This window comes from Achromobacter sp. SX5, from assembly GCF_056711425.1.
Map to the genome: position 1 here is coordinate 938,603 of NZ_CM160041.1, position 26,443 is coordinate 965,045.

A 26,443-nucleotide genomic window follows, 5' to 3' on the forward strand; every position below is an offset into this window, starting at 1 on the left:
GGCAAACGGCCGCGCAACGCGGACCCGGTAATTACCCAGTTTCAGTGATATGCAATGTTACGAATAGCTTTTCTAATTGTAATAATCCGGCCGGACGACCCCGCGCGCGGCGCCGATCATCTCCGCGTCTTCCGGCTCCGCGCCCGGAGGCCGCGCTACAAATTAGAAGAGCCCCATGAACCGTACGTTTCGTATCGTTTTCAACCGCAGTGCAGGCGTGTGGCAGGTGGCGAGCGAACATGCCCGAGGGCGGGGCAAGGGCGGTGCGCGGCCCTTGCTGCTGGTTGCCGCGCTTGCCGTGGCGGCAGGCTTGCTGGCTGGCGAATCGCGAGCGGCGTGGATCCGCTTCGGTGATGTCTTTCCGAACGATCCGCTCGCCTGGAACGACCCCGTCGCCGCTCTGATCGTGGGCAATACCCGCGCCGGCACCTTGTCCATCACCGACGGCTCGGGCATGGAGAATGCGCAGGGCGTCATCGGCAACGCACCCGGCAGCTTCGGCATGGTGACCGTTCAGGACCCGGGTTCTAACTGGCTGTTACACGGCGGCCTGTCCATCGGTGCGGGCGGCGCCGGCACGCTGAGCCTCGTCAATGGCGGGTATGTCGAGGTAGGCGGCGGTACGGGAACCGTCATGCTGGCGCCCGTCGCGGGCGGGATGGGCACGATCAATATCGGCGGGCTGCTCGGCTTCGCGGCCGAGACCGGCGGCGCCCTGCTTGCGAACGAAATCCGCTTCGGCGGCGGCGACGCCACGCTGAACTTCAATCACACCGAGACGCTCCACCCATTTTCCGCGGGCCTGAAGAGCACCGGCTCGGGCGTCCACCGCCTGAACCAGATCGCGGGTACGACCGTTCTGACGGGCGCCAACGGCGGGTTCAATGGCAAGACCACGGTGTCGGGCGGCAAGCTGCTGGTGCTGGGATCGCTCGGCGGCTCGGCCGAAGTGACCGGCGGGACCTTGCAGTACGGCGACGGCGTGTCCGGCGCGGCAAGCCGCCTCAGCGGCGATCTGAAAGTGTCGGGGGCCGGCAGCACGCTGTCGGTGCAAGGCCCCGCGACGCTGGCGGTCGGCGGCGACATCGGCCTGGGCGACGGCGCCGTCCTGGACGTGATGGCCGGCGCAGGCGGCCCCGTCTTGTGGGCCGATTCCGTGACCCTGGGCCAGGGCGTGGCATTCAAGCTCAGCGGCATCGCCGACGAGAGCCAGCTCAATGCGCTGCTGATCGACACTGCCAGCGGCATCAGCGGCGATTTCGCCACGGTGAATGTAGGTGGGTTTTCGGGCCCGGTGGATTATCTCACCGTCAATACCGGCAAGTCGGCGGACAATCGGCAGTACCGCGCCACCTACGACCTGAGCTGGACGGCCGGCAGCAACCTGGCCCACGGCACGTTCACGCTGGAGAATGCGCAGGATTTCTTCGCCCTGGGCCTGGGGCTTTCCGACCAGGCGCCCAATCCTGCCAAGGGCTGGAACGGCAGGACGCTGACCAAGGCGGGCGAGGGCACGCTGACCCTGGACGGCAACAACAGCTATACCGGCGGCACCGTGCTCGCGGGGGGCATGCTGCAGGTCAGCCGCGACGCGAACCTGGGCGACGCCAACGGCAAGGTGGTGTTCGACGGCGGCGCGCTGCGGGCGCTGGAGTCCTTTACGAGTTCGCGCGCCATCACGTTGCTGCAGACCGGCAGTGTCGACGTGGAGCAAAGCCGGACGCTGGACCTGACCGGCGAGATATCGGGCGGCGGCGACCTCGTCAAGACCGGCCGGGGCATGCTGAGCCTGAGCAATCCCGGCAACACCTATGGCAATACCTGGATCAAGTCGGGCGCGCTGCTCGGCAACGTGAGTTCGATCCGCGGCAACGTCGACAATGGCGGCATCCTGGTGTTCGAGCAGGTCGCCGACGGGGTTTTCGGCGGTTCCATCACCGGATTCGGAACAATGGTCAAGACCGGCGCCGGCACGCTGAGCCTGACCGGCAACCACGCCGCGTATGCCGGCAGCACCGTGGCGTCGGAGGGCCGGCTGCTGGTGCTGGGGGCGCTGGGCGGCTCGGCCGTAGTCAACGGCGGCGTATTGCAGTTCGGCAATGGCGCGAGCGGCGCGGCCAGCAAGCTGACCGGCAATTTGCCGGTCTACAGCGGCTCGCTGTCGGTGCAGGGCCCCGCGACCCTGACGGTGGACGGCGACATCGGCATGGCCGATCGCACTACCCTGGATATCGGGGCGGGCGCGGGCGGACCCGCCATCACTGCCGGCAGCGTCACGCTGGGCGCGGACGTGGCGCTTGCCATCAACGGCATCGACGGCGCGGGGCCGGCCGAGCAAGTGCTGATCGACACCCGCTCGGGCATCAGTGGCGACTTCGGCCGGGTGAGCGTGGGCGGCAACGGCGGCGGCGTGGATTATCTGGGCGTTAATGCCGGCAAGTCCGAGGACGGCCGGCGTTATCTGGCGTCTTACGGCCTGAGATGGATGGCCAACAACAGTCTGGCGCACGGTACGTTCACGCTGAGCGGCGCGGCCGACAGGTTCGAGGTGAACGCGGCGCTGGCCGACCAGACGGCCAACGCCGCCTTGGGCTGGAACGGCAGGACGCTGACCAAGCGCGGCGCCGGCACGCTGGTGCTGAGCGGCGACAACCGCTACACCGGCGGCACGGTGCTGGACGGCGGCACGCTGCAGGTGGACCGCGATGCGAATCTGGGCGCGCCAATGGGCGGGCTGACATTCAATGGCGGCACCCTGGCGGCCACGGGTTCCTTCGACACCTCGCGCGCCGTCCTGATGGATACTGGCGGCAGCATCGACGTGGCGGCCGGCTCCACACTGGGGCTGGACGGTCCGCTGCTGGGCGCCGGCCCGTTTTTCAAGAACGGCGCCGGCACCCTGGCCCTGCGCGGCGTCAACAGCTACGCCGGCTTGCTGGTGCTTACCGGTGGCACGCTGCGAATCGATCAGGACGCCAACCTCGGCACGGGAGCCGGCTCCCTGCTGCTCGGCGGCGGCGCGCTGGCGACCACGTCGACCTTCGACATCTCGCGCAGGGTCGTCCTCGATGCGACAGCGATGGCGGGCTTCGATGTGGCTGGCGGTACGACGCTGGGCCTGAACGGCCAGATCTCGGGCGCCGGTATGCTGGTCAAGGCCGGCGCCGGCACGCTGGCGCTGCGCGGCGACAATTACTATGGCGGCGGCACGACGATTCTGGACGGCGTCCTGCAAGTCGATCACGACCGGAATCTGGGCTATCCGTCCGGCGCACTGAAACTCGACGGCGGCGCGCTGGCCGCGACGGGCAGGTTCGACACCTCGCGCGCCGTCACGCTGGCCCAGGCAGGGCGTTTCGACGTGGCCGCGGGCGTCACGCTGGGGCTGGGCGGCATCGTTTCGGGCAGCGGCGATCTGATCAAGTCCGGCGCCGGCACGCTGCGCCTGAGCCATACCGGCAACGCCTACGGCAATACCTCGATCCTGGCGGGCACGCTGGCGGGCAATGCGAATTCGATCTCGGGCAATGTCGACAACGCCGGCACGCTGGAATTCGAACAGAGTCCGAGCGCCATCTTCGGCGGCGCCATATCCGGCGCCGGCAGGGTGGTCAAGAGCGGCTGGGGCACGCTGGAGCTGACGGGAACCAATACCTTCGGCGGCGGCATGACGGTCACAGACGGCACGCTGCGGGTCACGCGCGACGCCAATCTGGGTGCGGCGGCCGGCGGCCTGACCCTGGACCGCGGCACGCTGGCGACCGCCGGCGCCTTCGACACCTCGCGCACGGTCCGGCTGGAGCAATTCGGCATCATCGACGTCCAGGGCGGCACGACGCTGGGCCTGAATGGCAGGGTGTCGGGCAACGGCGTGCTGCTCAAGCAAGGCGGCGGCACGCTGGCCTTGAGCGGCGCCAACGACTACGGCGGCACCTATATCGACAACGGCGTCCTGCGCATCGGCCGCGACGCCAACCTGGGCTCGGGCGAGCTGGTGTTCTTCGGCGGAGCGCTGGCGACCACGGCCACGTTCGATATGTCGCGCGCTGTCATCCTGATGCAGACGGCCGGCATCGACGTGGCCGCGGATACCGCGCTGGGCCTGAATGGCACAGTGTCATACGAGGGCGGGCTGGTCAAGAACGGCGCGGGCACGCTGGTGCTTGCCGGCAGCAACAGTTACGAGGGCGGCACGACGCTGGCCGGCGGCACGCTGCAGGTCGCGCGCGACGCGAACCTGGGCGACGCCATTGGCGGCCTGAGCTTCGACGGCGGCACGCTGGCCACCACAGGCACGTTCGACACCGCACGCGGCGTGACGCTGGCGCAGGCCGGGCGTTTCGACGTGGCCGCGGCCACGGCGCTGGGCCTGAACGGCACGGTGTCCGGGACCGGCGCCCTCGTCAAGGACGGGGCCGGCACGCTCGCGCTTGCCGGCAGCAACACGTATGGCGGCGGCACGCGCATCGAGCGCGGCGCCTTGCAGGTCGCGCGCGACGCCAACCTGGGCGATGCGGCGGGCGGCTTGAGTTTCAACGACGGTACGCTCGCGACGACGGGAACGTTCTCCACGTCGCGCGCGGTGGCGCTGGCGCAGTCGGGCCGCTTCGACGTGGCGACCGGCACCACGCTGGGCCTGAACGGCGCGGTGTCCGGAACCGGCGCCTTCGTCAAGGACGGGGCTGGCACGCTGGCGCTTGCCGGCGGCAACACGTATGGCGGCGGCACGCGCATCGACGGCGGCGTCCTGCGGATCGAACGCGACGCCAACCTGGGCGATATCGCGGGGGGCGTGGCGTTCGGCGGCGGTACGCTGGCCACGACGGGCAGCTTCGATACGTCGCGCACGATTACGCTGGCGCAGGCGGGACGTTTCGACGTGGCGGCCGGCACGTCCCTGGGCCTGACCGGCGGTATTACGGGCAGCGGCGATCTGCTCAAGACGGGCGCGGGCACGCTGCGCCTGAGCAACGCCGGCAACGCCTATGGCAACACCTGGATCCAGTCGGGCACGCTGATCGGCGATGCGAATTCGATCTCGGGCAACGTCGACAATGCCGGCGTCTTGGTGTTCGAGCAATCGGTCGACGGCCTCTTCGGCGGCTCCATCGCCGGCGGCGGCGACCTGTTCAAGCGCGGCGCGGGCACGCTGGACCTGGGCGGCAATCATGCCGGCTTCGCGGGCAAGACCACGGTCGATCAAGGCCGGCTGGTGGTGCAGGGCGTGCTGGGCGGATTGGCGGAAGTGGCCGGCGGCGTCCTGCAGTACGGCAACGGCGTGGCGGGCGCGGCCAACCGCCTGGCCGGCAATCTGAAGGTGGCTGGCGGCGGCCTGTCGGTGCAAGGCCCGGCGACGCTGGACGTGGCGGGCGAGGTCGCCATGGGCGACGGAACCGCGCTGGATATCGGGGTTGGCGCGGCCGCGCCGTCGCTGACGGCCGGCAGCGTCACGCTGGGCGCGGGCGTGGCGTTCAACCTGAGCGGCATCTCGGACGCCAGCCAGCTCGACCAGGTGCTGATCGATACGCTTGGCGGCATCAGGGGCGACTTCGCATCGGTCAGCGTGGGCGGATTCGCCGGCGCGGTGGACTATTTGTCCGTCAAGACCCGCAAGTCGGCCGATGGCCGGCAATACCTTGCCAGCCACAGCCTGGCATGGAGCGCCGGCAACAATCTGGCGCATGGCACGTTCACGCTGGCCAACGCCGGCGACCGTTTCGTCGTCGCGACCGCGCTGGCCGACCAGGCACCCAACGCCGCCACCGGCTGGAACGGCAAGACGCTGACCAAGGCCGGCGCGGGCACGCTGGTGCTGAGCGGCGAGAACCGCTATACCGGCGGCACGAATATCGCCGGAGGCACCCTGCAGATCGACCGCGACGCGAATCTGGGCGCGGCGGCCGGCGCGCTGGGATTCAGCGGCGGCACGCTGGCGACGATGGGCTCGTTCGACATCGCGCGTTCGGTCACGCTGGCCCAGTCCGGCCGCTTCGAGGTGGCCGGCGGCACCGAACTGGGCCTGACCGGCGCGGTGGCGGGCGCCGGCGATCTGGTCAAGTCCGGCGCGGGCATCCTGCGGCTGGACAACGCCGGCAACGCCTATCGCAATACGCGCATCCTGGCGGGCACGCTGGTCGGCAATGCGGCCACCATCCGCGGCGACATCGACAACGCCGGGACGCTGGTGTTCGAGCAGGCGGCCGACGCGTCCTATGGCGGCGCGATGTCGGGGACCGGCTCGTTCGTCAAGTCCGGCGCGGGCACGCTGGGCCTGACCGGCGACAGTTCTGGCTACCGCGGAACCACCACGGTCAACGGCGGCCGGCTGGCCATGCAGGGCCGGCTGGGCGGTTCGATCAGCATCGGCGCGGGCGGTGTGCTGGGCGGCAACGGCACCGTCGGTTCCGGCGCGGGGTCGACCATTACGGTGGCCGCCGGCGGCGTGCTGTCGCCGGGCAACTCCATCGGCGCCCTGACCATAGACGGCGATCTGGCGGTGCAGCGCGGCGCGCGCTTCGCCGTCGAAACCAACCCCGCGGGGCCCGAGGCCGACCTCGTGCACGTCACCGGCAACGCCGCGCTGGACGGCGGATCGGTGGCCCATATCGGCGCCAACGGCAATTACGGGCTGCGCTCGCGCTATACCATCCTGTCGGCGGACGGCACGCTTTCCGGCCAGTTCGACGCGGTCACCTCCGATTTCGCTTTCCTCACGCCCAGTCTGGCCTATGACTACGACGCGCGCCGCGTGTCGCTGGAACTGGCGCGCAACGATACGCCCATGATCTCGGCCGCGGCCACGCGCAACCAGCGCGCCGCTGCCGGCGCCATCGACAGCATCGGCATGGCCGGCGGCCATCGCGTCTACGACGCGGTGGCCCAGTTGCCCGACGACGCGCCGCTGCTGCGCGGCGCCTTCGACCAGTTGTCCGGCGAGATCCATGCCTCGGCCAGGACGGTGCTGCTGCAGGACAGCCGCTACGTGCGCGACGCGGTGGCCGAGCGCCTGCGCGCGGCGGCCGGCGGCGTGGGCGCCGTGTCCTCGCCGGTGCTGGCCTCGGCCGGAGACGGCGCGCGCCTGGCGCCGGCCGATGCGCGCGGGCCGGCGACCTGGTTGCAGGCCACGGGGTCGTGGAGCCATATCGACGGCGACGGCAACGCGGCCCGCGCCAAGAGTTCCAGCGGCGGCTTCGTGATGGGCGTGGATACGCCGGTGTCCGAGGCCTGGCGCCTGGGCCTGATGGCCGGCTACAGCCGCACCGACTTCGACGTGCAGCAGCGTTCGTCCTCGGGCGACAGCGACAACTACCACCTGGGCGCCTATGGCGGCGGACAGTGGGGCAAGCTGGGCCTGCGCGGCGGACTTGCCTACAGCTGGCACGACATCACGACCCGTCGGTCGGTTTCCATGTCCGGCATGTCCGAGCGCCTCGAGGCCGATTACGACGGCCGCACGGCCCAGGTCTACGCCGACCTGAGCTACCGCATCGATACGCCAGCCGCGGCGATCGAGCCTTTCGCCAACGCGGCCTACGTCAACCTCAAGACGGACGGCTATCGCGAAAGCGGCGGCGCGGCCGCGCTGCGCGGCAAGAGCCAGACCAACGAAACCACCTACACCACGCTGGGCGCGCGCGCCTCCACCGATTTCGAGCTGGGCGGCGCGCAGGCCGCGGCGCGCGGCTCGCTGGGCTGGCGCCACGCCTTCGGCGACGTGAAGCCGGTGGCCGTCCAGGCGTTCTCGGCCGGCGAGTCGTTCACCGTGGCGGGCGTGCCCATCGCGAAGAACAGCGCGGTGGTCGAGGCCGGGCTGGAAGTGCGGATCAACCGCAGGGCGTCGTTCGGCCTGTCATACCAGGGGCAGCTTGCCGGTTCGGCGCAGGACCACGGGGTGAGGGCGGGGTTGAATATCCGGTTCTGATGGGAGCGCATGGCTATGGCTTGTCGTCCTGGGGAGATGGCGCGCCGCGGGATTCCAGCAAACGCCGTGCGTTTTCCAACTCTTTTTGCAACAAGTCGGCGTCCGGCAAGACCGTCCGGTAGTTGGCCGCCATCACCTTGTTCGGCAGGCCGTCCAGTGCATACCGCGCCAGCGCGTAGCCCTTGTCGGCACACAGGATCAGGCCCACCGGCGGATTCTCATCCGCATAGGCCCAATGCTCCTTGGCATAGTTGCAATACATCGGCATGGGAGCTGGCGCACGCTCCAGCCCCCACGCAGCGCCTCTGCCTCGTAGAACTGGCGGGCATGCTCATCGTTGACCGACAGTAGCCGGACATAGGCCGACCATGGCAGGGTGAAGACCTGCGCCAGTTCGGACAGACTCAATTTCCCAGACACTGTCTGGGAAATCCTGGGCTGGGGGTATGCAAGGAAGAAACGCCGCATGCTCTCCAGGTTGTTGACGCCGAACCCGCGTCCGAATCGAGCCGTCAGATCGGCGGACAAGCGCTCCATCAACTGCTCGCCGTAACCGGCCCGCCGCCTGCCTTTCTGCTCGGCTTCAACGATCCGGCGGCCAATGTCCCAGTAGCTGGCCGTCATCAAGGCATTGACACTGCGCGCCGTTGCCTGACGTGCGGCATTCAGTAGGTCCACGATACCGCCGTGGACGCCGGCATATCCAGCCGGCAAGGCGGCAGATTTTTTTGCTGTATGCGTCTTCCTTGTCATGCTGCTAGCTCCATGGAACGGGATGCCCCGGTGATCGCCTGCCGCCGGCTCTTTGCATGAACGTAGTGCATAAACATCGCCGCCGTCTTGTGACCCGTGAGCTTCATGTCCACGTTGGTCGGCACGTCCGAGTTGCCAGTGTCCGCGCCATCGGCGCGCGATCTGGAGTTAGCGTGAAGCAAAAAAAACCGCCCGTTGCCGGGCGGCGCAAAGGAACACGGTACGGCGCAGGCGCGGTCAGAGTATGCGTTTGCGGGCCTGGGTGATGATGATCTCGGCCAGCACCACGACGCCGAAGATGGCGGCCAGGACCAGCGATACGCGGTCCCACTGGAACAGGTTCAGCGCGGTGTCCAGGGCCATGCCGATGCCGCCGGCGCCGACCAGGCCGAGCACGGCGGATTCGCGCACGTTGATGTCCCAGCGCAGCAGCACGATGGACCAGAACGCGGGGCGGATCTGCGGCCAGTAGGCGTACCAGATCACCGAGGCCTTGCTGGCGCCGGTGGCGGCGACGGCTTCGATGGGGCCGCGCTGCGCCTCTTCGATGGCCTCGCCCACCAGCTTGCCGACGAAGCCGATGGAGCGGAACGCGATGGCCAGCGTGCCGGCCAGGGCGCCCGGCCCGAAGATGGCGATGAACAGCAGCGCCCACACCAGCGAGTTGACCGAGCGGCTGGACACCAGGATCAGCCGGGCCAGCATGTTGACGGTCTTGCTGGGCGTGAGGTTGTTGGCCGCCAGCAGGCCCACCGGCACCGCCATCACCACCGACAGGATGGTGCCGAGGGTGGCGATGTGCAGGGTTTCGATCAGCGCGGCGTGCACGCCTTCCGGGTAGTAGGCCCAGTCGATCGGCCACATGCGGCGGAACAGGTCGGCCATCTGCTCGGGCGCGTCATACAGGAACTCCGGAATGATCTCCACGCCGCGGATGGCCTGCACGATGGCGGCGACCACCAGCAGGTACAGCGCGAAGCGCAGCAGGCGCTGGCCCATGCTGTAGCGCTGCCAGACGCGCGGGGCGCCGGCCGGGTTCAGGGTGGAAGCGGTGGCGTTCATTCTTCCACCTCCGCCTTGCGCGCGACCGGGGCGCGGGTCGAGCCCACGCCGCGGGCGCCGGCCATGCGGCCCTGCAGGATGCGCTCGAAGCCCAGGTTGTCCAGGAACACGGCGCGCACGAAGCCGGCCAGGATTTCACCCAGCATGATGATGGCGATCAGGGTCAGCAGGATGGCGCTGACGAAGTCGTAGTCGAAGCGCTGGAACGCCGAGAACAGCGTGCCGCCCACGCCGCCCGCGCCCACGATCCCCACCATGGTGGAGTTGCGCAGGTTGGAGTCGAACTGGTAGGTGGCGAAGCCGATGAAGCGCGCGAACACCTGCGGCAGCACGCCGAAGATGATGACGTTGGCGAACGAGGCGCCCGAGGCCCTGACGGCTTCCACCTGCTTGAGCGAGATCTCCTCGATGGCCTCGGTGAAGAGTTTGCCGATGAAGCCGATGGACGCCACCGTCAGCGCCAGGATGCCGGCCAGCGCGCCGAAGCCCACCGCCTTGACGAACAGAATGGCGACGATGACCGGGTGCAGGGCGCGGCACAGCGCCACGACGGCGCGCGCCGGCCACGAGACCCAGGCCGGCATCATATTGCGCGCGCCCAGCAGGCCGATGGGCAGCGCGATCAGCACGCCCAGCATGGAGGCCAGCACCGCGATCTCCAGGCTTTCCGCGATGCCTTTCCACAAGGTGTCCGGCTTTTCGAAATTGGGCGGAAACATGCGCGAAAGAAAAGTGGACGCGTGTCCCATGCCGCTTTCGAAGCGCGCCCAGCTGAAATCCAGCTGCGCGCCGGCGTAGATTGTGTAGGCCAGCAGCAACAGCACGCCGGCCTTGGCGCGCCCGGACATGGCGAACGGCCGGGTGCGGCCGCCGGGGGGAATCATTCCAGCCAAGACTCGCCTCCGTAAATCGTCTTGAGCATGGCGGCGTCCAGGCCCTGCCCGTCGCCGTCGTAGACCACGTGCCCGCCGGACATGCCGACGATGCGGCTGGCGTAGCGGCGCGCCAGATCCACGTCATGGATGTTCACGATCACCGGTATGCCGGTGGCGCTGCCCTGCGCCGACAGCAGTTCCATGATCTCGACCGAGGTCTTGGGGTCCAGCGACGAAGTGGGCTCGTCGGCCAGCAGCAACTGCGGGCGCTGCATCAGCGCGCGGGCGATGCCCACGCGCTGGCGCTGGCCGCCCGACAGCGCGTCGGCGCGCTGGTCGGCATATCCCGCCAGGCCGACGGTGTCGAGCAGCTTGTAGGCATGCTCGATGTCCTCGGCCTCGAAGCGCCGCATCCAGGCCTTGACGGCCGAGGTATAGCCCAGCCGTCCGGTCAGCAGGTTTTCCATCACGGTCAGGCGTTCGACCAGGTTGTATTCCTGGAACACCATGCCGATGCGGCGGCGCGCGCGGCGCAGCGACGCGCCGCGCACCCGCGCCAGGTCCACCGAACCGTCTTGCGACTGCAGCACGATCTCGCCGCGGGTGGGTTCTATCAGCCGGTTGATGCAGCGCAGCAGCGTGCTCTTGCCGGTGCCCGAGGGGCCGATGATGGCGGTCAGCCCCTGTCCCGCGATCTGCAGGTCGATGCCATTGAGTACAGGCTGGCCGGCCCGGTATTCCTTCACCAGGCCGGAAATGCGTAGCGACGTCGTCATACTGGACTTACTTCTTGCTCTTGGCGGTTTCGCGGTCGTAGGCGGCGCGGTTGAAGCTTTCGCCGCCGGATTCGGCGACCTGGCGGACGATGGCCCAGTCCTTCTGGTAGGTCACCGGATAGAAGCGGTCGGCGCCGTCGAAGGCCTTGGACATTTCCGCCGGGAAGCGGTAGTCGTAGAAGCACTTCAGCATCTGGTCGCGGAACTTCGGCTCCAGGTCGTGGGCGTAGGCGAACGACGAGGTCGGGAACTTCTCGCTGCGGTAGATCACGCGGAAGTCGGATTCCTTGATCTGGCCGCGTTCGGCCATGCGCTTGAAGACGTCCGAGGCCACGGCGGCGGCGTCGTAGTCGCCGGAGTTCACGCCCATCACGGACTGGTCGTGCTTGCCCGAGAAGATGACCTTGTAGTCTTTGTCCGGCGTCAGGCCTTCCTTGGGGAACAGCGCCACCGGCGCCATGTGGCCGGAGTTCGACGAGGGCGCGGTGTGCGCCAGCTTCTTGCCCTTCAGGTCGGTCAGCTTCTGGTAGGGGCTGTCCTTCTTGACGATGACGATCAGGTTGTAGCCCTGGAAGCCGTCGGCGTAGCCCTTGACCGCGAACGGCACGGCGCCGGCGATGTTCACCGCGAAGGCGGTGGGACCGGTGGAGAAGCCGCCCACGTGCAGGCGGCCCGAGCGCATCGCCTCGATTTCGGCGGCGTTGCTCTGCACCTGGTAGAACACCACGCGCTTGCCGGTGCACTCGGACAGGTGCTTGGTGAAGGGTTTGAAGATGTCTTCGTAGACCGCCGGATCTTCCACCGGGGTATAGGTGAACACCAGCGTGGACGGGGTCTTGAGCTTGGACGCGTCGGCGGGCGTGTCCGCCACCAGGTCCTTGTTGGCGTCGCAGTACATCTGGTCCAGGTCGCCCCGGTTCGAACAGCTGTCTGCGGCCTGGGCGGAAGCCCCCCCGAATGCGAATGCGGCAACGGCGGCCGCTTGCAGTAGACGCAAGGCGCGCATCGTATGTCTCCTCTTGTAGGTCTGAATATGACTAGTAACTGAATTCAAACATACAAGCGCCGCAGGCACACCTCGGGAAAGTCCCTGTCTTTTTTTTCGCCTTTTGTTCGAAATGTTCGCTTTGTGTTCGTTTTTGCGCGATCGCCTAGGCGCGGTATCCCAGCTTGCGGGAGATTTCTTGCGCGCATGCCAGCAGCGGACGCGCGATCGCGCCGTCCCAGGACACGTCGAACAGGCCCGTGGGGCCCAGGCTGGTCAGGGCCAGCACGATGTTGCCGGTGTTGTCGAACACCGGCACCGACAGCGCGTCCACGCCGGGTAGCGGGTTGCCCAGCGCCCGCGCCATGCCATGCACGCGGATGTCGGCCAGCTGGGCCTCGATGTGCGCGCGCGTGGCCTTGCGCGCCGGCGGCTTGCCGGGCACCACGGCCGTGTCGCCCTCTTCGCGCTCGATGTAGTGCTCGCTGACCTTGGGCGGCAGCCAGGCGGCGAACACCAGGCCGGTGGCCGTGTGCAGCATGGACATCACCGTGCCCTTGCGCATGTTGACGTGCACCGGGTAGCTGGCCTCGGTCATGTGGATCATGGTGGGGCCGTGCGAACCGAGCACGGCGATGCCCAGGGTATGGCCGATTTCCGACTGCAGCCGGGCGATCTCCGGCATGGCGATGCGCACCGGGTCCAGCCGCTGCAGGCTGACCAGCCCCATCTGCAGGGCGAAGGGGCCGAGTTCGTACTGGCCGGTGATGGCGTCCTGCTGCACCAGGCCGACGCGGATGAAGCTGACCAGGTAGGGGTGGGCCTTGGCCGAGGTCATGCCGGCGCCGGCGGCCAGGTCGCGCAGGGTCAGGGGCTTGGCGGCGTCGACCAGGGCGGCCAGGAGCGGCACGCCCACTTCGATGGACTGGATGCTGCGGCGGCCGTCGTTGGCGGCGGCGGAGGCGGGGGTCTTGGACGTGGCCACGGCGGGGCTCCTCAGGGCTGGCGCGCGGCCAGCAGCCGCTCGGCCATTTCCACGAAGCCCGCGCCGCCGTGGAAGGCGGCCACATAGGCCGGACGGTGCGTCAGGCGGTGCAGCTGGGCCTGGATGTTGGCCACGCCGACCGAGACCGGGAAGTACGCGAACATGGGCTCGTCGTTGGGCGAGTCGCCGATGAACAGCGTGCTGTCCAGCGCGCCGGCCACGTCCGCGCCGAACTCGCGTTCGAACATGGTGCGGGTCATGGTGAGCTTGTCGTAGTCGCCGAACCAGCCGTTGACGTGGATGGAGCTGACCTTGGCCTGGGCGCCGGCCGCTTCGAAGATCGAGACGATGCGGCTGACGGCCGAGTCGGGCAGGGCGGGCACGTCCTCGCAGAAATCGATGGCCAGGTCGGCCACGCGGTAGTCCTGGTCGCTGGCCACCGCCGCGCCCGGCACTTCGGCCAGCACGCGGTCGCGGATCGCGTCGAGCTTGCGGCGGCTGGCCTGGCGCGAGGCGGCGTCGGTCCAGTAATGCGTCCGCATACGGCGGGCCTGGCGGTCGTAGGCGTAATAGAACGCGCCGTTCTCGCCGACCACGGCGCGCACCGGCCACATGCGGGCGATGTGGTCGCACCAGCCGGCCGGGCGGCCGGTGATGGGCACCACCTGGATGCCGGCCTGTTCCAGGCGTTCCAGCGCCGCGTAGGCGTCGGCCGGCAGGCGGCCCTCGGTGGTCAGCGTGTCGTCGATATCGGTCAGCACGACGCGGACGGCAGCCGCGACGCTCGGGGGCATGGCCGCAAGGGCTTGCATGGGGGCTTTTCCTCGTTTCCAGGGGGAGTTTTTGGCGGGAAGTTTAACCGGACGGCCCCCTTTTGGCGGGGCCGGGCGGCCCGGATAGGGATTCGGACGCCAGGGGCGGTAAAATCCGGGCTTTCCTGCCTGGTTTGCGTGTCCGCCATGTCCGTCCAGTTGTCCTCCCTGCCCGGCTCCGAGCCGGAATCCTTCGGTATCGCTTCGGTCTCCGAGATCATCGCCGAGCTGCGCGCCGGCCGTATCGTCATCCTGGTCGACGAAGAAGACCGTGAAAACGAAGGCGACCTGGTCATGGCGGCCGAATTCGTCACGCCCGAGGCCATCAACTTCATGGTCACGCACGGCCGCGGCCTGGTGTGCCTGACGCTGACCGAGGACCGCTGCCGCCAGCTCGACCTGCCCCTGATGGCGGCGCGCAACGGCACGCGCTACGGCACCAACTTCACCCAGTCCATCGAGGCCGCCGAAGGCGTCGAAACCGGCATCTCGGCCGCCGACCGCGCCCGCACCATCCAGGTGGCGGTGGCGCGCGACGCCAAGCCCTCCGACCTGGTCCAGCCCGGCCACATCTTCCCGGTGCGCGCGGTGCCCGGCGGCGTGCTGGTGCGCGCCGGCCACACCGAGGCCGGCTGCGACCTGACCGCCATGGCCGGGCTGACGCCGGCCGCGGTGATCTGCGAGATCCTCAAGCCCGACGGGACCATGGCGCGCCTGCCCGACCTGGTGGAATTCGCCCGCCAGCACGGCCTGAAGATCGGCACCATCGCCGACCTCATCCAGTACCGCAGCGAACACGAATCCATCGTCAAGCGCGTCGGCAAGCGCACCATGCAGACCGCCTGGGGCGAGTTCGAGGCCGTGGCCTACGAAGACGCCGCCACCGGCTCGGCCCACCTGGCGCTGGTGCATGGCGACGTGCGGCCTGACGCCGAAACGCTGGTGCGCGTACACGAGCCGGCCTCGGTGCTGGACGTGCTCGATACCGGCGCCAGCCCGCACAGCTGGGGCGTGGCGCAGGCGCTCGCGGCCATCGCGGCCGCCCCGGCCGGCGTGCTGGTGCTGATGAACTGCCAGTCCTCCACCGAGCATCTGTTCGGCCAGATCGCCGCCTGGTCCGATCCGAAAACCCCCGCCAATCCCGCCAACGCCGACCGCTTCGGGCTGCGTACCTACGGGATCGGCGCCCAGATCCTGCGCGACCTGAACGTGGGCCAGATGAAGCTGCTGGCCCGTCCGCGCAAGATGCCCAGCATGGCGGGCTTCTCGCTCACCATTACGGGTTACGATTGCGACCCTCCGAACACTCCCGCAACACACTGAAGGCCGACAAATGAACCCTTATATCCTTACCCCCGACCTGAACGGCGAAGGGCTGCACATCGGCATCGTACGCGCCCGCTTCAATGAAGAAATCGGCCAGGCCGAGCTCGAAGCGTGCCTGAAGGAACTGGCCGAACTGGGCGTGGACGAGCGCGACGTGATGGTCGCCACCGTGCCCGGCGCCCTGGAACTGGGCGTAGCCCTGTCCCACATGGCCGAAACGTTCGAATTCGACGCACTGATCGCGCTGGGCGCCGTCATCCGCGGCGAAACCTATCACTTTGAAGTGGTCAGCAATGAAATGGCCACGGCAATCACCCGTATTTCCCTGGAAACCGGCATCCCCGTCGCCAACGGCGTGCTGACCGTGGACACCGACGAGCAGGCCCAGGCCCGCGCCGCCGGCAAGGGCCGCGACTGCGCCCAGGTGGCCGTTGAAATGGCCAACCTGGTGGCGGCGCTGGAACCCGAGGAAGACGACGAAGACGACGAGGACGAAGATTTTGACGACGAAGAAGACGACGACCAGCGCTGATAGCGCGGCGCAGGCCCGCGCCAACGCGCGCAGCGCGCGGCGCCGTGCACGCGAATTCGCGTTGCAGGGCGTGTACGCGTGGCTGCTGCGCGGCGGCGAAGGCACGCAGGACGCCGGCGAGATCGACGCCCATCTGCGCGACACCGAGGATTTCTCCGAGGCCGACGCGCAATGGTTCAAGACCTTGCTGCATGGCGTGCTGCGCGAAGCGCCCGCGTTGCGTGAACGTTTCACGCCCTACATCGACCGCCCGCTGGCCGAGCTGTCGCCCGTCGAGCATGGCATCCTGCTGATCGGCAGCTTCGAACTGATCCATCACGTCGAAGTGCCGTACAAGGTCGCCATCAACGAGGCCGTCGAACTCGCCAAGTCGTTTGGCGGCACGGACGGCTTCAAGTTCGTCAACGGCGTGCTCGACAAGCTGGCCGCGGACGTGCGTCCGCACGAAATGCGGAAGTAGGCTCCCCCCCGAAGCGCCTTTGGCGCTTCCCCCCCAGGGGGGCGCCGCTACGGACCGGCGGAGCCGGATCCGTGCGGCCCGGATTGGGGGGCACCTCTTATGTGCGGGCAGCTGTTTCTTGTTTCTTACGCTTGTTCTTGCCGGATTGCGGAGTTGCGTTGGCGTCCGAATTTGATTTGATCGCGCGCTATTTCAATCGCGCTGCGCCGGCAGGGCTGCTGGGCGTGGGCGACGATTGCGCGTTGTTTCCGGTGCCGCCCGGCGAGCAGGTGGCCACCAGCACGGATCTGCTGCTGGAAGGGCGCCATTTCTTTCCCGATGTGGACCCCAGGGCGCTGGGGCACAAGGCCCTGGCGGTGAATCTGTCGGACCTGGCCGCGATGGGCGCGCGCCCGATCGGCTGCGTGCTGGGCCTGGCCTTGCCGAGGCTGGACGAGGCGTGGCTGGCCGCCTTTGCCGAGGGCTTCCACGATCTGGCGGCCGTCCACGGCTGCCCGTTGATCGGCGGCGACACCACGCGCAGCGCGCACGACCTCGCCATCAGCGTCACGGTGTTCGGCGCGGTCGCGCCGGGGCAGGCCCTGCGCCGCAACGGCGCCCGGCCGGGCGACGATGTCTGGGTATCGGGCGAGCTGGGCGCGGCCGACGTGGCCTACCGGCTGCTCGACGGCCAGTATCCGGCCGACCCCGCGCTGCTGTCCGCGACCCGCGAGGCCCTGGAATGGCCGCGGCCCCAGGTGGCGCTCGGCCTGGCGCTGCGCGGCGTGGCCCATGCCGCCATCGACGTCTCCGACGGCCTGTTGCAGGACCTGGGCCATATCCTGGCCGCCAGCGGCGTGGGCGCCGATCTGCATTACCCGCAAATGCCCGTGGCCGCCGCGCTGGCCGGCCTGGACACGGCGCGGCGCCGCCGCGCCGTGCTGGGCGGGGGCGACGTCTACCAGCTGTGTTTCACCGCCCCGGCGTCCCGCCGCGAAGCCGTGCTGGCCGCCGCCGGCGAGGCCGGCGCGCGCGCCTCCCGCATCGGCCGGATCCGCGAGCGTACCGGCCTGGACGTGCTGGACGCGCAGGGCCGGCCGCTGGACGCGCTGCCCGCCGGCTTCGACCACTTTCCCGCGGCCTGAACGCCGCGTTTTTGCCTCATCCTCCTGGACGCCATGCCTCCCGCCGACACCCGCTCCCCTTCCATGCGCGACCGCAGCCGGGCTGCCTATCCCGCCCTGTCCTGGGTGTGCCGCGATCCCGGCCGGCTGATCGCCTTCGGATTCGGCAGCGGGCTGATCCGGCCGGCCTCCGGCACCTGGGGCACGCTGCTGGCCTGGGCAATCTGGGTCGCCGCCGCGCCGGCCGCCACGGACCTGGCCATCGGCGTGTTCCTGGCGCTGGCGTTCCTGTACGGCTGCTGGGCCTGTCATCGCGTCGGGCGCGAACTCCAGCAACCCGATCATGTCGGAATGGTCTGGGACGAGATGGTGGCGTTCTGGCTGGTGCTGTGGCTCACGCCGTCGGGCTGGCTGGCGCAGGCGCTGGCGTTCGTGCTGTTTCGCACCTTCGACATCGTCAAGCCGCCTCCCATCAAGTTCTTCGACGCCCACATCAAGGGCGGTTTCGGCGTAATGTGGGACGATATCGTGGCGGCCGGATACGCCTTGCTGGTCATGGCGCTGGTCGTGCGCACAGGAGTCTTGGGATGAGCGAAGCACAACGCAATATCGGGTCCGGCACGGAAGCGCTGGCCGCAACGCTGGGCGAGGCCCTGCGCCGCAAGGGCTGGATGCTGGGCACGGCCGAATCGTGCACCGGCGGCCTGCTGGCCGGCGCGATCACGGCGGTGGCGGGGTCCAGCGAGTGGTTCGAGCGCGGCTTCGTCACCTACAGCAACGACGCCAAGGTGGCCGAGCTGGACGTCTCGCCCGACGCCTTGCACCACTTCGGCGCGGTAAGCGAGCCGGTCGCGCTGGAAATGGCCAACGGCGTGCTGCTGGCCTCCGGCGCCGCGCGGGTGGCGGCGTCCACCACCGGCATCGCCGGCCCGGGCGGGGCCACGCCCGGCAAGCCGGTGGGAATGGTGTGCTTCGGTTTCGCCATGCGCACCGGCGACGGCATCACCAGCCGCGCGATGACGCACGTGTTCCCCGGCGACCGGACGCAGGTGCGTCAGGCCGCGGTGGAATTCGCGCTGCGGGGATTGCTGGAATTCGTGGGCGCGCCCGCCGGCCGGGGCTGAACCCCGGCGCGGCGTTCAGCGCACCGCGTTGATCGCGTCGCGCAGGCCCTGGGCCGCGGCGCCGGCGGCCTCGCGCCAGTCGTCGCCGCCGCTGGCGTAGATGATGGCGCGCGAGGAATTGATCATCATGCCGCTGCGCGCCGCGTTGGCGCCGGCGTTGACGGTGGCGGTGATGTCGCCGCCCTGGGCGCCGATGCCCGGCACCAGCAGGGGCAGGGCGTCGCCGATGCGCTGGCGCACGGCGGCCAGCTCGTTGGGGAAGGTGGCGCCCACCACCAGGCCGCACTGGCCGTCGGCGTTCCACTTGTCGGCCACCAGGCCCGCGACATGCAGGTACAGCGGCTCGCCGTTATCCATCTTCAGGAATTGCAGGTCCGAACCGCCCGGGTTCGAGGTGCGGCACAGCACGATCACGCCGCGGTCGCGCCAGGCCAGGTAGGGCTCGACCGAGTCCAGGCCCATGTAGGGGCTGACGGTCAGCGCATGCGCCTGGTAGCGCTCATAGGCTTCGCGCGCGTAGTTCTCGGCGGTCGAGCCGATGTCGCCGCGCTTGGCGTCCAGCACGATGGGCAGGTCGGGATGCTTGTCGCGGATGTGCTGGCTCAGCGCTTCGAGCTGGTCCTCGGCGCGGTGGGCGGCGAAGTAGGCGATCTGCGGCTTGAAGCTGCATGCGTACGGCGCGGTCGCGTCGACGATGTCGCGGCAGAACTGGAAGATGGCGTCCGGCTTGCCCTGCAATTCGCGCGGAAAGCGCTGCGGGTCGGGGTCCAGCCCGACTTGCAGGAGCGAGTTGCTGGCGGTCCAGGCGTGTTCGAGTTTTTGGATGAAGTTCATGGGATTCAGTGCAGTTTGACCCGTGGACGCGTGCGCCGCATGAGCAGGCGGGCGAGGGCCAGGGAGGCGGTGCGCGAGATGCCCAGCACGGCTTTGTGGTGCATCAGGTGCAGGCTCATGTACATCAGGCGCGCCAGTGTACCGCTTACGAACAGGCCGCGTCCGGCCAGCTTGCCCATCAGGCTGCCCACGCCGGCGTCCTGGCCCAGCGAGACCAGCGAGCCGTGGTCCTGGTAGACATAGGGTTCGGCGGGCTCGGCCGCGTGGCGCAGGCGGGCGGTGAGCTTCCTGGCCAGGTAGTCGGCCTGCTGGTGGGCGGCCTGGGCGCGGGCGGGCACGGTGCGGCCCTCGCGCCACGGCGCGGCGCAGCAGTCGCCCAGCGCCAGGATGTGCGGGTCCGGGGTTTCCAGCCTGTCGTTGACCTCCAGTTGCCCCAGCTTGTTCAGCGGCAGCCCCAGGTCGGCCAGCAGGGCGGGACCCTGGATGCCGGCGGCCCACATGCAGAGCTGGGCGGGGATTTCGCGGTCGTCCGCGGTGCGCACGGTGCTGTCGGTGACTTCGGACACCCGGCACGAGGTTTCCACGCGGATGCCCAGTTCGGTGAGCCGCCGGGTGGCCGCCACCGAAATCTTCTCGGGCAGCGCCGACAGGATGCGCGGCGCGCCTTCGACCAGCGTGATCGCCAGGTCGCGTTCGGCGCGGAAGTTCGGCAGGCCGTAGGCGCTGACCACGTGGCTGGCCTCGACCAGCTCCACCGCCAGTTCGACGCCGGTGGCGCCGCCGCCCACGATCACCAGGTCCAGCCGCGCCGAAGGATTGCGCACCTTGGCCAGGTCCACCTGCGCCATGGCCTTGAGCATGGTCAGGCGGAACTGTTCCGCGTTTTCGGTGGTGTCCAGCGTGACGGCGTGTTCGGCCGCGCCGGGGGTGTTGAAGAAGTTGGACGTGCTGCCCAGGGCCAGCACCAGCGTGTCGTAGGCGAGTTCGCGGCGTGGCAGCACTTCCATGCCCTGCGCGTCGCTGACCGCGTCCAGCGTGATGCTGCGGTGCTCGCGGTCGACCTGTTCGAGGCGGCCCTGCGCGAACGAAAACCCGTTCAGGTGCGCCAGCATCAGGTATGAAAGGCCTTCCTGGTGGATGTCCAGCGTGCCGGCCGCGGCCTCGTGCAGCGAGGGCTTCCAGATGTGGAAAGGGCGGCTGTCGACCAGCGTGATGTGCTGGCGTCCGTGGATCCGGCCCAGCTTGGAAGCCAGTTCCAGGCCGCCGGCGCCGCCGCCGACAATGACGATGCGCTGCGAGGGGTCCGACGTCGATCTAGGCATCATGGCTCCCAGTATAAATAGCCGCGCCGGGGCGGCGGCATGACCAGCCGTGTCAATGCATGACGAAACGGCTGATGGCCACGCCCACCCACACCGTGCCGGCGAAGATCAGCAACAGCATCACCGCCGCGCTGCCGAGGTCCTTGGCCCGTCCCAGCAGCGGATGCGATTCGACCGACAGCGCGTCGGCCAGCGCCTCGATGGCGGAATTCAGCAGCTCCGCGGCCAGCACCATGATCACCGTGCCCACCAGGAAGAACACCTCCACCGTGGTGCGGCCCAGGAAGAACGCGGCCGGAATCATCAGCACGGCCAGCGCCAGTTCCTGGCGGAAGGCCGCCTCGTACTTGATCGCGGCCTGCAGGCCCTGCAGCGAGTAGCGCAGCGCGTTCAGGATGCGACGCAGGCCGCCGGTGCTCTTGTAGGGCGAGTGGTGCGGATTCGGGGACATGGGCGTGAATAGTGGACCGGGTGGCGGCTTTTTAACAGATATGGGCTACCCGCGGCGGGCAAACCCTAATTGTGACTCATCCGGGGCGGGCGCAAGATTCCGGTCAATTGGTAAGGCCACTTTACCTTCTGGCCCGAATTTCCCCGGCACTTCCTCCTGCAACGCAGTCCATGCCCATCCAGACCATCGAACCCCGCCGCCTGTACCGCCAGATCGCCGACCAGCTCCGGCTGCTGATCGAGGCGGGCGAGTTCCCGGTCGGCGCGCGCCTGCCGCCCGAGCGCGACCTGGCGCTCAAGCTGGGCGTGTCGCGCCCCTCGGTGCGCGAGGCCCTGATCGCGCTGGAGGTCGAAGGCTGGGTCGAGGTCCGGATGGGCTCCGGCGTCTACGTGCAAAGCCTGACCGGCGCGCCGCGCGCCAGCCTCACGGCGGAAAGCCCGCTGGAAACCATACGCGCGCGCCAGGTGATCGAAGGCGAACTGGCCGCGCAGGCCGCGCTGCGCAACGCGCCCGCGCTGGTCGACGGCCTGGTCGAAGCGGTGGCAACCATGGAAGACGAGGCGCTCGCCGGCCACGTGCCCATCCGCGGCGACCGCCTGTTCCACACGCGCATCGCCGAAATGGCGAACAACGCGGTGCTGGTGCGCGTGGTCAGCGAACTCTTCGACGAGCGCCACAACCCCCTGTCCGTGAAGCTGGGCGACTACTTCGAGAATCCCGCCAGCTGGGCCTCGGCCATCGCCGAGCACCGCAAGGTGATCGACGCCATCCGCGCCGGCGACGACCGCGGCGCGCGCGCCGCCATGCACCATCATCTGGCCTGCTCGCACGACCGCCTCACCGCCAGCTGGCCCGGCGCCGACGCGCCCGGCCTGCATGCCGAGGCCGCGCCGGCCGCCCACCGGGAGCAGACCGAACCATGACGCTGGCCTGCCGCATCCACGGCGCGCGCGACCTGCGCCTCGAACCCGACGAAACCGCGCCGCTGGCGCCGCACGAAGTCGAACTCAGGCTGGGCGCCGCCGGAATCTGCGGTTCCGACCTGCATTATTTCCAGCATGGCCGCGTCGGCGCCTTCGTCATCCGCGAACCCCTCATACCCGGCCACGAGGCCTCCGGCGTGGTGCTGCGCACCGGCGCGGCCGTGGCCTCGGTGGCGCCCGGCATGAAGGTCGCCATCAATCCCTCGCATCCCTGCGGCAGGTGCGACTACTGCCGCGCCGGCCGCGCCAATCTGTGCCGCAACATGCGCTTTCTGGGCAGCGCCAGCGTGTATCCGCACGTGCAGGGCATGTTCCGCGAACGCTTCGTCATGGCCGAGCGCCAGCTCACGCCGGTGCCCGAAGAAGACGTCTCGCTGGGCGAGATCGCCTGCGCCGAGCCGCTGTCCATCGGCCTGCACGGCGTGAACCGCGCCGGCCCCCTGATGGGCCGTACCGTGCTCGTGACGGGCGGCGGCACCATCGGCTGCATGACGGTGCTGGCCGCCAGGCTGGCCGGCGCGGCGCGCGTGATCGTCGCCGACGTCGCCGACCGCCCGCTGCAAATGGCGCTGGCCGTCGGCGCCGACGACACCGTGCGCGGCGACCGGGCCGCGCCCGCCGACCTGGCCGACATCGCCGACGTCAGCATCGAGGCGGCCGGCAGTCCGGCCGCGCTGGCCACCTGCCTGGCGGCCACGCGCCGCGGCGGGCGCATCGTGCAAGTGGGAACGCTGCCGGCCGAAGGCATCGCGTTCCCGGCCAACAACATCATGGCGCGGGAGCTCGACTACGTCGGCGCGTTCCGCGCGGACGTGGAGTTCGATTGGGCCGTTTCCTACCTGCGCACGCGCAAGGTGGACGTGCGGCCCCTGATGAGCGCGCAACTGCCGTTGTCGCGCGCATTCGAGGCCTTCGAACTGGCAGCGGATCGCAGTCGCAGTACCAAGGTGCAACTTGTAGTCGAAGCATGACCTCCGGGCGGCACAGCAGGGCCGCCAGGCGGATCATTCAAAACAACGAGGAGACGACATGAACCCAGGCAACGCCCTCAAGGCGCTGATCGCCGCCCTGGCGCTGGCCGCCAGCAGCAGCGCGCTGGCGCAGACCAAGCTCAAGTGGGCCCACGTATACGAGACGTCCGAACCCTTCCATACCGCATCCGTCTGGGCGGCGCAGGAAATCGGCAAGCGCACCAACGGCCGCTACCAGATCGACGTGTATCCGGCCTCGCAGCTGGGCAAGGAAAACGACATCAACCAGGGCCTGACGCTGGGCACGGTGGACATCATCATCTCCGGCTCCAGCTTCGCCGCGAAAACCTTCCCGCGCATCGGCGTCACCTATTACCCCTACATTTTCCGCAACCCCGAGCACCTGATCGCCTACACCAAGAGCGACATCTACAAAGAGCTCACCCGCGGCTACGACGAGAAAAGCGGCAACCACATCGTCGCCACCACGTACTACGGCACGCGCCAGACCACCTCCAACCGCCCCTTCACCAAGTGCGCCGAAATGAAGGGCCTGAAGATCCGCGTGCCGGACGTGGCGGCCTACCTGGCCATGCCGCGCGCCTGCGGCGCCAATACCGCGCCGATCGCCTTCGCCGAGGTCTACCTGGCCTTGCAGAACGGCACCGTCGAGGCGCAGGAGAACCCGCTCACCACCATCGAGGCCAAGAAGTTCTATGAAGTCCAGAAGAACATCATCCTCACCGGCCACATCGTCGACCACCTGAACACGGTGATCTCGGGCAAGCTCTGGAAGAGCCTGTCCGACGAGGACAAGAAGATCTTCACCGAGGTCGCGCAGCAGGCGGCCGAGAAGGCCTCGGGCGAAGTCGCCGAGAGCGAAAAGAAAATGGTCGAGGTGTTCCGCAAGCGCGGCCTGAACGTGGCGGAGGTCAACGTCCAGGACTTCCGCGACACCGTGCTGGAGAAAGTGCCGTTCAAGCAGTACGGCTACGAAAAATCGGATTGGGAACGGATCCAGGCCGTGAAGTGAACGCGCCCGCGGGGCCGCCGCCGGCGGTCCCGATCCTCCCGACTCCGCACTAGGGGAACGCCATGCATTCCGATGCCAAGGCCGCCGTCATGGCGGCGGCCAGCCACGACCCTGTCCGGCCCGGCACGCAGCCGCCGCCGCTGGCCACCGCCGAAGAAATCGTCCACAGCTTCGAAGAGGCCGACCACCATGAAGTCAGCCTGGCGGGCTACCAGCCCGAAGACTGGATCTGCCTGGCCATATTCTGGATCATGGCGCTGCTGGTTTTCCTGCAGTTCTTTTCGCGCTACGTGCTCAACGATTCCTATGCCTGGACCGAGGAGCTCGCCGTCTATTGCCTGATCGGCGTGGTGTTCCTGGGCTCGGCCATGTGCGTGCGGGCCTGCCGCCACATCCAGGTGGATTTTCTATACCGCTACCTGCCGCGCCCCGCGGGCCGCGTGCTGGCCACCGTCATCGACCTGCTGCGCACCGTGTTCTTCGGCTACGCCGTATGGCTCACCTACCGCTACATCACGCTGGTGGGCGACGAGCCCATGACCACGCTGTTCTGGAACAAGGCCTATGTCTACTGGGTGGCGCTGGCCGGCTTCGCCCTGATGTTCCTGCGCTCGGCGCAGGTGTCCGTCGCCAACTGGCGCCAGGGCTATTCCATCCTCGAAAACCCCGAGGCCTACGCGTCGCTGGACTGATCCGACAACCACAACCGGAAACGAGACATGGGCATACTGATCGGAACCTTTCTGCTGTTGATGATCTTCGGCCTGCCGGTGGCGGTGGCCATGGCGGGCGCGTCGCTGCTGTTCGTGCTGATCTCGGGCAGCGTGCCCGACGTGGTGGTGGCGCAGCGCATGATCGCGGGCGTGGAATCCTTCCCGCTGCTGGCCGTGCCGTTCTTCATCCTGGCCGGCAACCTGATGAACATCGCCGGCATCACCGGGCGCATCTACAACTTCGCCGTGGCGCTGGTGGGCTGGATGCGCGGCGGGCTGGGGCAGGTGAACATCATCGGCTCGGTGGTGTTCGCCGGCATGTCGGGCACCGCCATCGCCGACGCCGCGGGCCTGGGCACTATCGAGATCAAGGCCATGAAGGACCACGGCTACGGCACCGAGTTCGCGGTGGGCGTGACCGCCGCCTCGGCCACGCTCGGCCCCATCATCCCGCCGTCGCTGCCCTTCGTCATCTACGGCATGATGGCCAACGTGTCCATCGGCTCGCTGTTCCTGGCCGGCCTGGTCCCCGGCGCCGTGCTGATCGTGCTGATGATGCTGACCGTGGCCTATTTCGCGCGGCGCAACAACTGGGGCGGCGACGTGTCGTTCGACTGGAAGCGGCTGGGCGGCGCCACGCTGGAAGTGGCCGTGGTGCTGGCCTTTCCGCTGGCGATCTGGGCCATGACCGAGGCCGGCCTGTCGTCCAACATGGCCACCGGCATCGCCTTCGCGGCCTTGCTGCTGCTGGACTGGCGCTACAACTTCTCGGCGGTGATGGCGCTGATGGCGCCCGTCATCCTGATCGGCGGCATGACCCTGGGATGGTTCACGCCCACCGAGGCCGCCGTGGCCGCCGTGATCTGGGCGCTGTTCCTGGGGCTGGTGCGCTACCGCTCCATGACCTTGCGCACGCTGGCCAAGGCCACTTTCGACACCATCGAGACCACGGCTTCGGTGCTGTTCATCGTCACCGCCGCGTCGGTGTTCGCGTGGCTGCTGACCACCTCGCAGGCCGCGCAGGCGCTGACCGACGGCATCCTCAGCGTGACGCAGAACAAGTGGGTGTTCCTGCTGATGGCCAACGTGCTGATCCTGATCGTGGGCTGCTTCATCGACACCATCGCCGCCATCACCATCCTCGTGCCCATCCTGCTGCCCATCGTGCTCAAGCTCGGCATCGACCCCATCCACTTCGGGCTCATCATGACGCTGAACCTGATGATAGGCCTGCTGCATCCGCCGCTGGGCATGGTGCTGTTCGTGCTGGCGCGCGTGTCCAGGCTGTCGGTCGAACGCACCACGATGGCCATCCTGCCGTGGCTGGCCCCGCTCTTCGTGGCGCTGATCGCCATCACCTACATCCCGCAGATCACGCTCTGGCTGCCCACCTTCCTGGGCATGGCCAAATAAGGAGACCCC

The 26,443-nt window shown here is 68.7% G+C and carries 21 protein-coding genes and 2 pseudogenes; 12 read left to right on the forward strand and 11 right to left on the reverse strand.

All coding sequences use genetic code 11. The features are described from left to right. Nucleotides 1-175: 175 nt before the first annotated feature. Nucleotides 176-7,921, forward strand: a complete 7,746-nt coding sequence (locus tag AC1M14_RS04285) for an autotransporter-associated beta strand repeat-containing protein (RefSeq protein ID WP_479731061.1) — start codon at nucleotides 176-178, stop codon at nucleotides 7,919-7,921. A gap of 13 nt (nucleotides 7,922-7,934) precedes the next feature. On the opposite strand, the pseudogene AC1M14_RS04290 reads toward AC1M14_RS04285, so the two are convergent. From AC1M14_RS04290 to AC1M14_RS04325, 8 genes and pseudogenes are all read right to left on the reverse strand, one after another. Further along, a pseudogene (locus AC1M14_RS04290) lies at nucleotides 7,935-8,674 on the reverse strand (PDDEXK nuclease domain-containing protein). Then, nucleotides 8,671-8,817: pseudogene (locus AC1M14_RS04295) on the reverse strand (integrase); the annotation flags it as partial. The pseudogenes AC1M14_RS04295 and AC1M14_RS04290, both read right to left, overlap by 4 nt. 94 nt (nucleotides 8,818-8,911) lie before the next feature. After that, nucleotides 8,912-9,736 (reverse strand): phosphonate ABC transporter, permease protein PhnE, encoded by an 825-nt coding sequence (phnE, locus tag AC1M14_RS04300; RefSeq protein ID WP_111825829.1) that lies wholly within the window; start codon nucleotides 9,734-9,736, stop codon nucleotides 8,912-8,914. Further along, on the reverse strand, nucleotides 9,733-10,620 hold the full coding sequence (phnE, locus tag AC1M14_RS04305; protein ID WP_102773963.1) for a phosphonate ABC transporter, permease protein PhnE: 888 nt from the start codon (nucleotides 10,618-10,620) through the stop codon (nucleotides 9,733-9,735). Before phnE (AC1M14_RS04305) ends, phnE (AC1M14_RS04300) begins: the two co-directional genes overlap by 4 nt. Then, the gene (gene phnC / locus AC1M14_RS04310) at nucleotides 10,617-11,387 is read right to left on the reverse strand and encodes a phosphonate ABC transporter ATP-binding protein (protein ID WP_102773962.1); all 771 of its coding nucleotides are present in this window, start codon (nucleotides 11,385-11,387) and stop codon (nucleotides 10,617-10,619) included. Before phnC ends, phnE (AC1M14_RS04305) begins: the two co-directional genes overlap by 4 nt. Before the next feature lie 7 nt (nucleotides 11,388-11,394). Further along, entirely contained in the window at nucleotides 11,395-12,393 is a 999-nt protein-coding gene (gene phnD / locus AC1M14_RS04315) for a phosphate/phosphite/phosphonate ABC transporter substrate-binding protein (RefSeq protein WP_111825828.1), read from the reverse strand. A gap of 145 nt (nucleotides 12,394-12,538) precedes the next feature. After that, nucleotides 12,539-13,357 (reverse strand): IclR family transcriptional regulator, encoded by an 819-nt coding sequence (locus tag AC1M14_RS04320; protein WP_168202179.1) that lies wholly within the window; start codon nucleotides 13,355-13,357, stop codon nucleotides 12,539-12,541. Between the two features lie 11 nt (nucleotides 13,358-13,368). Beyond that, on the reverse strand, nucleotides 13,369-14,169 hold the full coding sequence (locus AC1M14_RS04325; RefSeq protein ID WP_111825827.1) for an HAD-IIB family hydrolase: 801 nt from the start codon (nucleotides 14,167-14,169) through the stop codon (nucleotides 13,369-13,371). A 147-nt stretch (nucleotides 14,170-14,316) separates the two neighbouring features. On the opposite strand from AC1M14_RS04325, the gene ribBA reads away from it, so the two are divergent. From ribBA to AC1M14_RS04355, 6 genes are all read left to right on the forward strand, one after another. Further along, nucleotides 14,317-15,492 carry a bifunctional 3,4-dihydroxy-2-butanone-4-phosphate synthase/GTP cyclohydrolase II gene (ribBA, locus tag AC1M14_RS04330; protein ID WP_102773959.1) on the forward strand — a complete coding sequence of 392 codons (1,176 nt, stop codon included), beginning with the start codon at nucleotides 14,317-14,319 and terminating at the stop codon, nucleotides 15,490-15,492. Between the two features lie 10 nt (nucleotides 15,493-15,502). After that, complete coding sequence (gene ribH / locus AC1M14_RS04335; protein WP_102773958.1) at nucleotides 15,503-16,027, forward strand: 6,7-dimethyl-8-ribityllumazine synthase; 525 nt, start codon at nucleotides 15,503-15,505, stop codon at nucleotides 16,025-16,027. Further along, the gene (nusB, locus tag AC1M14_RS04340; protein WP_102773957.1) at nucleotides 15,996-16,487 is read left to right on the forward strand and encodes a transcription antitermination factor NusB; all 492 of its coding nucleotides are present in this window, start codon (nucleotides 15,996-15,998) and stop codon (nucleotides 16,485-16,487) included. The genes ribH and nusB overlap by 32 nt, the downstream gene beginning before the upstream one ends. 158 nt (nucleotides 16,488-16,645) lie before the next feature. Continuing rightward, complete coding sequence (gene thiL, locus AC1M14_RS04345; RefSeq protein WP_479731062.1) at nucleotides 16,646-17,611, forward strand: thiamine-phosphate kinase; 966 nt, start codon at nucleotides 16,646-16,648, stop codon at nucleotides 17,609-17,611. Nucleotides 17,612-17,674: 63 nt separating this feature from the next. Continuing rightward, nucleotides 17,675-18,181: a phosphatidylglycerophosphatase A family protein gene (locus tag AC1M14_RS04350; RefSeq protein ID WP_102774169.1), complete on the forward strand. Its 507-nt coding sequence runs from the start codon at nucleotides 17,675-17,677 to the stop codon at nucleotides 18,179-18,181. Further along, nucleotides 18,178-18,714 carry a CinA family protein gene (locus AC1M14_RS04355; RefSeq protein WP_246842456.1) on the forward strand — a complete coding sequence of 179 codons (537 nt, stop codon included), beginning with the start codon at nucleotides 18,178-18,180 and terminating at the stop codon, nucleotides 18,712-18,714. Before AC1M14_RS04350 ends, AC1M14_RS04355 begins: the two co-directional genes overlap by 4 nt. Nucleotides 18,715-18,729: 15 nt before the next feature. Here AC1M14_RS04355 and pyrF read toward each other — a convergent pair whose 3' ends face one another. Genes pyrF through AC1M14_RS04370 form a run of 3 tightly spaced genes read right to left on the reverse strand, consistent with a single transcriptional unit; the run spans nucleotide 18,730 to nucleotide 21,321 of the window. After that, nucleotides 18,730-19,548 carry an orotidine-5'-phosphate decarboxylase gene (gene pyrF / locus AC1M14_RS04360; protein WP_479731063.1) on the reverse strand — a complete coding sequence of 273 codons (819 nt, stop codon included), beginning with the start codon at nucleotides 19,546-19,548 and terminating at the stop codon, nucleotides 18,730-18,732. Between the two features lie 5 nt (nucleotides 19,549-19,553). After that, a complete protein-coding gene (locus tag AC1M14_RS04365; protein WP_479731064.1) occupies nucleotides 19,554-20,873 on the reverse strand; it encodes an NAD(P)/FAD-dependent oxidoreductase in 1,320 nt (439 codons plus the stop codon). 49 nt (nucleotides 20,874-20,922) lie between these two features. Beyond that, nucleotides 20,923-21,321 (reverse strand): diacylglycerol kinase, encoded by a 399-nt coding sequence (locus tag AC1M14_RS04370; protein ID WP_063960534.1) that lies wholly within the window; start codon nucleotides 21,319-21,321, stop codon nucleotides 20,923-20,925. Nucleotides 21,322-21,491: 170 nt separating this feature from the next. On the opposite strand from AC1M14_RS04370, the gene AC1M14_RS04375 reads away from it, so the two are divergent. The 5 genes from AC1M14_RS04375 (at nucleotide 21,492) to AC1M14_RS04395 (ending at nucleotide 26,434) form a co-directional block, all read left to right on the forward strand. Continuing rightward, nucleotides 21,492-22,244: a FadR/GntR family transcriptional regulator gene (locus AC1M14_RS04375; protein WP_479731065.1), complete on the forward strand. Its 753-nt coding sequence runs from the start codon at nucleotides 21,492-21,494 to the stop codon at nucleotides 22,242-22,244. After that, a complete protein-coding gene (locus AC1M14_RS04380; RefSeq protein ID WP_479731066.1) occupies nucleotides 22,241-23,275 on the forward strand; it encodes an L-idonate 5-dehydrogenase in 1,035 nt (344 codons plus the stop codon). Before AC1M14_RS04375 ends, AC1M14_RS04380 begins: the two co-directional genes overlap by 4 nt. Nucleotides 23,276-23,333: 58 nt before the next feature. Continuing rightward, the gene (locus AC1M14_RS04385; RefSeq protein WP_102773951.1) at nucleotides 23,334-24,308 is read left to right on the forward strand and encodes a sialic acid TRAP transporter substrate-binding protein SiaP; all 975 of its coding nucleotides are present in this window, start codon (nucleotides 23,334-23,336) and stop codon (nucleotides 24,306-24,308) included. 62 nt (nucleotides 24,309-24,370) lie between these two features. Next, on the forward strand, nucleotides 24,371-25,000 hold the full coding sequence (locus AC1M14_RS04390; protein ID WP_479731067.1) for a TRAP transporter small permease: 630 nt from the start codon (nucleotides 24,371-24,373) through the stop codon (nucleotides 24,998-25,000). A gap of 27 nt (nucleotides 25,001-25,027) precedes the next feature. Next, nucleotides 25,028-26,434 carry a TRAP transporter large permease gene (locus tag AC1M14_RS04395; protein WP_479731068.1) on the forward strand — a complete coding sequence of 469 codons (1,407 nt, stop codon included), beginning with the start codon at nucleotides 25,028-25,030 and terminating at the stop codon, nucleotides 26,432-26,434. The last annotated feature ends 9 nt before the right edge of the window (nucleotides 26,435-26,443 follow it).